The organism is Mesorhizobium sp. M4B.F.Ca.ET.017.02.2.1 (genome assembly GCF_003998955.1).
GTDB lineage: Bacteria > Pseudomonadota > Alphaproteobacteria > Rhizobiales > Rhizobiaceae > Mesorhizobium > Mesorhizobium abyssinicae.
This window is the reverse complement of the sequence record NZ_RZOF01000380.1, coordinates 1-5,697: the sequence shown is the minus strand read 5'-3', so window position 1 is coordinate 5,697 and position 5,697 is coordinate 1. Positions and strand designations below refer to the sequence as shown.

6 protein-coding genes are annotated in these 5,697 nt (G+C 66.1%); 2 read left to right on the top strand and 4 right to left on the bottom strand.

Going from position 1 to position 5,697, the window contains the following annotated elements; genetic code table 11:
* A partial coding sequence (locus EN738_RS29700) for an exodeoxyribonuclease VII large subunit (RefSeq protein ID WP_281034331.1) occupies positions 1-486 on the top strand: 486 nt, incomplete at its 5' end.
* 8 nt (positions 487-494) lie between these two features.
* On the top strand, positions 495-1,619 hold the full coding sequence (locus EN738_RS29695) for a P1 family peptidase (protein WP_127286755.1): 1,125 nt from the start codon (positions 495-497) through the stop codon (positions 1,617-1,619).
* Positions 1,620-1,657: 38 nt separating this feature from the next.
* On the opposite strand, the gene EN738_RS29690 is transcribed toward EN738_RS29695, so the two are convergent.
* From EN738_RS29690 to EN738_RS29675, 4 genes are all read right to left on the bottom strand, one after another.
* Entirely contained in the window at positions 1,658-1,909 is a 252-nt protein-coding gene (locus EN738_RS29690) for a DUF768 domain-containing protein (protein ID WP_127286754.1), read from the bottom strand.
* A gap of 512 nt (positions 1,910-2,421) precedes the next feature.
* A complete protein-coding gene (locus EN738_RS29685; RefSeq protein WP_127286753.1) occupies positions 2,422-3,333 on the bottom strand; it encodes an ABC transporter permease in 912 nt (303 codons plus the stop codon).
* Positions 3,330-4,430, bottom strand: coding sequence for an ABC transporter permease (locus EN738_RS29680; protein ID WP_127286752.1), 1,101 nt, complete (start codon positions 4,428-4,430; stop codon positions 3,330-3,332). The genes EN738_RS29685 and EN738_RS29680 overlap by 4 nt, the downstream gene beginning before the upstream one ends.
* The coding region (locus EN738_RS29675; RefSeq protein ID WP_127286751.1) for an ATP-binding cassette domain-containing protein at positions 4,427-5,697 on the bottom strand (1,271 nt) is incomplete at its 5' end. The genes EN738_RS29675 and EN738_RS29680, both read right to left, overlap by 4 nt.

The following is a 5,697-nucleotide window of genomic DNA, read 5'->3' as shown; positions in this document are numbered from 1 at the left end:
CTCTCCCGCCGCATCAACGAAGCGCGCACGCTGACCGGCCGCGATCTCGCCCGCGCGCAGGCGGCGTTCTTTGCCATCGCGCGCGAGAGGCGGGCACGCTTCAAACGCACCGCCGCAAGGCTGTCGCCGGCGCCGATCGTCAGGCGTCAGAAGGCTCAAGGCGACGCTCTGACCGGGCTGACGCGGCGCCAGGACCATGCCATCGCGAGACGGCTGGACCGGTTGCGCGCGAGCTTGACCCAGGCCGACCGGCTTTTGTCGACGCTGTCGCACAAGGCGGTGCTGGCGCGCGGCTTCGCGCTGGTCAAGGATGCCGAAGGCGCGGTGATCAAGCTGGCGGCGGACGTGGTACCAGGGGCGGCGCTGTCGCTGGAATTCGCCGACGGCAGCGCCGACGCGGTCGCCACCGGCGGCGGCGCGCGGCCCAAGGCGTCGGCCAAACCAGCCAAGCCAAGGGAGCCGGGCAATCAAGGCTCGCTGTTCTGAGGCGCGGCATGACAGGACATGATCCGCATTTCCTGACGCCGTCCCGAAAGCAGCGCGCCCGCGCTTTCGGCATCGGCTTCGACGGCACGGCCGGGGAGTTCAATGCCATCACCGATGTGCCGGGCGTTTCGGTGGGCTATACGACGCTGATCTCGGGCGACGGGCCGCTGGTCGTCGGCAAGGGGCCGGTGCGCACCGGCGTGACCGCCATCCTGCCCAGGCCGATTGCTGAACTCGCGACGCCGGTCTTTGCCGGCGTCTTCAGCCAGAACGGCAACGGCGAACTGACGGGAACGCACATCATCGAGGAGACCGGCGCCTTCAATTTCCCGGTCACCATCACCAACACGCATTCCTGCGGGGTCACCCGCGACGGCACGCTGCGCTGGATGCACAAGGTGCTGCCGGCCGCGCTCGACACAGGCTGGGGCCTGCCGGTGGCGGCGGAGACCTTTGACGGCTTCCTCAACGATATCAACGGCCATCATGTCAGCTTCGACGATGTTGCCGGCGCGCTCGACAGCGCTGCCATCGGCGCTATCGAGGAAGGCAGCGTCGGCGGCGGCACCGGCATGATCGCCTTCGGCTTCAAGGCCGGGTCCGGCACCGCATCGCGCATCGTCGCATGGCAGGACAGCCGCTACACCGTCGGGGTGTTCGTGCAGGCGAATTTCGGCAAGCGGCGCAATTTCACCCTGCGCGGCCAGCGCGTCGGGCCAGATCTCGCCGAACCGGCGATCCGCGAAGGCACGCCGCGCGCCGAAAAGGGTTCGATCATCGCCATCGTCGCCACCGACGCGCCGTTCCTGCCGCATCAGATGAAGCGGCTGGCGAGGCGTGTGCCGCTCGGCATCGCCATGACCGGCGGCTACGGCTACCACAGCTCGGGCGACATTTTTCTCGCTTTCTCGACCGCCAACCCGGAGGCTGCGCTCGGACCGTCAGGACGGATCGCGCATGCCGATTTCGTTGCGGACGTCGATATCGATCCGTTTTTCGATGCGGTGGTGCAAGGGGTGGAGGAAGCGATCCTCAACGCGCTGGTCGCCAATGAGGACATGACAGGGCGGGACGGCAATTTCGTGCCGGCGCTGCCGAAGGCCTGGCTTCAGGCCAAATTCCCGAAAGGGTAGTCGCTGCCTGGGACAGGCGCGCCCCGCCCGGGTCTAGCTCACTCGGACGGCTTGTCCGGATGGGTTTCTTGCTCGGCCTCGGCGGCCTCTTCGAGGCGCGATGCGATCAATTCCTTGATGTCGCCGACCTCTTCCTGGATGTCCTCGAGAAGAATGCCCTCCTCGGCCGCCTTGGCCGCGCATTCCCTGGCGAGGGTCTCGGCCTGCGTGTCGATCTTTACCGGCGAGTGCTGGCAATGGACCTTCTCGCCAATCCACCCCCGCAAGAACTCGATCGCATGTTCACTCATACTGCTTTTCCCTAGCGGCTATGCCGGTTGGTAATCATAAACGTCGGCACCCCGCAAAGGATGCATGCACCCATTCCAGCCGAGTCGGCATCTCCCGGCAAGTTGATCTTGCCCGAGGTCCACAGCGTGCGAGAGGAGGGAAGCGTCAAGGGACACGTTCTGATCGTTGAGGATGATGGTGGAGGTGGCTGGGATACCCAGCATCATGCTATTGTTTCTATTTTGCTTTTCCGGTTTTCAGACCGATTTGCATCACAATAGGTGTCAGCACATTCGCAGCGCCGTCGACCGCCCAATACCCGGGGCGCGTCGCCGAAGCCGCCGGTATATAGTGATATCCTCATGCGATGTCGACTCTCCTGGTTGCGGTGCTTCTTTCCGCCGCAATGAGGGGTCTGCCGGGGGCTGTCGGCGGCGTGGCAGGCCGGCAGCCCCGAACTGGCACCCGACCATCGGCGTTGCCGTTTCGCCGGGGCAGATGGCATTGGCCGCATTGCGGCGCATCCGTGGTGCTAGCGCTCGAAAGGCTCTCCCAGCGAAGCAACGCCGTTGAGCTTGAGCAGCCGCCGGTTCGACGAGATGATGCCAAGCACGATGACTGTCACGAGATAGGGCAGGCTCGACAGAAGTTGCGAGGAAACGCCCAGCCCGGTCGCCTGCGCCGCCAGACTTGCCAGGGACACGGCGCCGAAGAGACACGCGCCGAGAAAGATACGGCTGGTGAGCCAGGTGCCGAAGACGACCAGCGCAATCGCAATCCAGCCGCGCCCGGCGATCATGCCATCGGCCCACAGCGGCGTGTAGACCACGGCTGCGTAGGCGCCGGCAAACCCCGCCAGCACGCCGCCGAAGGCGACGGCGGCGAAGCGCACGGCGATCACCGGATAGCCGAGCGCATGCGCCGCCTTGGGGTTCTCGCCGACGGCGCGGACGACGAGACCGGTCTTGGTGTAGGCGAACGTCGCCCAGATGGCGACGGTCGCGGCAAGCGAAAGCCACACGACAATGTCCTGGGCGAACAGGCCGCCGACGACCGGGATATCCGACAGCCAGGGCAATGACAGCTTCGGCAGCCCCCTGACCGTGAGGCTCTCATAGCTCTTGCCGAACAGCGCCGAGAGGCCCTGGCCGAGTATGCCTATGGCGAGGCCGACCGCGACCTGGTTGGCGCGGAATCCCAGCGCGATGACGGCAAAGACAAGGGAGAGCGCAGCGCTGGCAAGGCCGGCGGCGAGGAATCCGAGCAGATGCCCGCCGCCCTGATAGACGACGATGAAAGCAATCACGGCGCCGAGGGCCATCAGTCCCTCGACGCCGAGATTGAGGACGCCGGCCCGCTCGGCCACCAGTTCGCCGAGCGCCGCCAGAAGGAACGGCGTGGCTGCCGCCAGCATCCCGGCGACGATGAACTCAACGGCGTTCATGAGGTGCTTCCGTGGGCGGCATGGCGCCAGACGAGCCGGTAGCGGACGAAGGCGATGGCGACGAGATAGGCAAGCAGCAGGCTGCCCTGGAAGACCCGGACCGCTGCGACCGGCAGATTTGCCGAGACCATTGCATTATCGCCACCGATATAGAGGGCCGCCATCAGCAGCGCGGAAAAGACGATGCCGACCGGGTGAAGGCCACCGAGATAGGCGACGATGATGGCGGCGTAGCCGTAACCGGTAGAGATGGAGCGCTGCAACTGACCAAGCGGCCCGGCCACCTCGGCCGCTCCGGCGAGGCCTGCAGCGAAACCACCGATGAGCAGCGAAAGCCAGATCGCGCGCCCTTCGTTGAAGCCGGCGTATCCGGCCGCGTGCGGCGCGAGGCCGCCGACCTGCAGCTTGTAGCCAGCGAAACTCCTCTGCATGAAGACCCAGGCCGCGAGGGAGAATGCGAAGGCGACAAGCAGCGAGACGTTGACCCGGGTGCCGGGGATCAGGATCGGCACCATCGCGTCATACTGGAACATCACCGATTGCGGGAAGTTGAAGCCGGCCGGATCCTTCCAGGGGCCGAGAAGCAGATAGTTGAGCAATTGCGCGGCGACGAGCGCCAGCATGAGCGACACCAGAATCTCGTTTGCATTGAGCCTGACGCGCCAGAAGGCGGTGAGCGATGCCCACAGCGCGCCGCCCAGCGCGCCGATGACGAGCATGGAGGGCCATATCCACTGGCCCGTCGCGGCTGGAAACCAGATTGGGATGGCCGATGCGAAGATCGCGCCGAGGATGAACTGGCCCTCGGCTCCGATGTTGAAGACCTTTGCGCGAAAGCCGATGGCAAGCCCCTGCGCGATGAGCAGGAGCGGCCCGGTCTTGAGCAGGACTTCCGAGAACGAGGCCCAGGACAGGAAGGGTTCAAGAAGCATCGCGTGGAAAACGGCTACGGGATCGCGGCCCATCAGCACGTAGAGCCCGAGATTGAGGAGCGTCGCCAGGCCGAGCGCCACGGGCGGGGCGACCAGCTTGACGGTAAGCGAGGCATGCTCCCGGCGAACCAGAACGGGAAGGAACGGCCTGGAGGAAGCGATCATGCAGGGACTTTCCTGGCCGTCAAATGGGCGCCGATCATGTAGCGGCCGATCTCCTCGGGTCTGGTGTCGCGCGTCACCAGCGGCGGGCTCAGCCGGCCCTGATGGATCACCTGGATCGAATCGCAGAGTTCGAACAGCTCCTCCAGTTCCTCCGAGATGACGAGGATGCCCACGCCTTCGTTGCGCAGGGCGACAAGGCGCCGGCGGATGGCGGCGGCCGCGCCGATATCCACGCCCCAGGTCGGCTGCGCCACGAACAGCAATTTCGGCGACAGCATGATCTCGCGGCCGACGATGAACTTCTGCAGATTGCCGCCCGAGAGCGCGCCGGCCTCCGCTTCGGAACCGGGCGTGCGCACGTCGTATTGGCGGATGCAGTCGTCGGTGAAAGCCTTCGCCCGCGGCGTGTCGACGAGGCCGCGCTTGAGCAGGCCGAACGGATGGGCGGTCAGAAGGCTGTTGAGGACAAGGGACATTTCGGGCACCGCGCCGCGGCCGAGCCGTTCCTCCGGAACGAAAGCCAAGCCCAGCCGGCGCCGGGCCGCCGCATCGAGCGCGCCGACATCCTTTCCCATCATGAAGATACGGTCGGACTTTTCGCGCGGCAGCACCGTCTCGCCCGAGATCAGCGCTGCGAGTTCGCTCTGCCCGTTGCCCGATATGCCCGCGATGCCGAGGATCTCGCCGGCCCGCACCGTCAGGCTGACGTCGGAAAGCGGCACCGCGAAGGGATCGTCCGGCCGATGGTCGAGGCCGACGATCTCGAGGCACTTGTCGCCGCCGGAATGCGCGACCGCCGGCATGGGCTGCGGCATGTCGCGGCCGATCATCATGCGGGCGAGGTCGTGCGCGTCGTGGTCGCGCGGGTCCACATTGCCGGTGACGCGCCCGCCGCGCAGGATGGTCGCACGGTCGCAGACCGCGCGGATCTCCTCCAGCTTGTGCGAGATGAAGAGGATGGAAACGCCGCCGTCGCGCAGCCGCCGCAAGGTCTCGAACAGCCTGTCAACCGATTGCGGCGGCAGGACGGAGGTCGGTTCGTCGAGGATCAGAAGCTGGGGTTCGGTCATCAGGCAGCGGATGATCTCCACCCGCTGCCGCTCGCCGACCGAGAGCGCGTGCACATGGGCGAGCGGATCGACTTGAAGTCCGAAGTCGCGGCCGAGCGCGCGGATGCGTTGCGCCAGATCCGATTTGCTTGCGGGCACGACCAGGCGGATGTTTTCCACCACCGTCAGTGTCTCGAACAAGGAGAAATGCTGGAAGA

What these genes read in the sequence shown, in the direction of transcription:
- EN738_RS29695 (WP_127286755.1), top strand. Translation starts at nt 495, where the DNA reads ATGACAGGACATGATCCGCATTTCCTGACGCCGTCCCGAAAGCAGCGC.
- EN738_RS29690 (WP_127286754.1), bottom strand. Translation starts at nt 1,909, where the DNA reads ATGAGTGAACATGCGATCGAGTTCTTGCGGGGGTGGATTGGCGAGAAG.
- EN738_RS29685 (WP_127286753.1), bottom strand. Translation starts at nt 3,333, where the DNA reads ATGAACGCCGTTGAGTTCATCGTCGCCGGGATGCTGGCGGCAGCCACG.
- EN738_RS29680 (WP_127286752.1), bottom strand. Translation starts at nt 4,430, where the DNA reads ATGATCGCTTCCTCCAGGCCGTTCCTTCCCGTTCTGGTTCGCCGGGAG.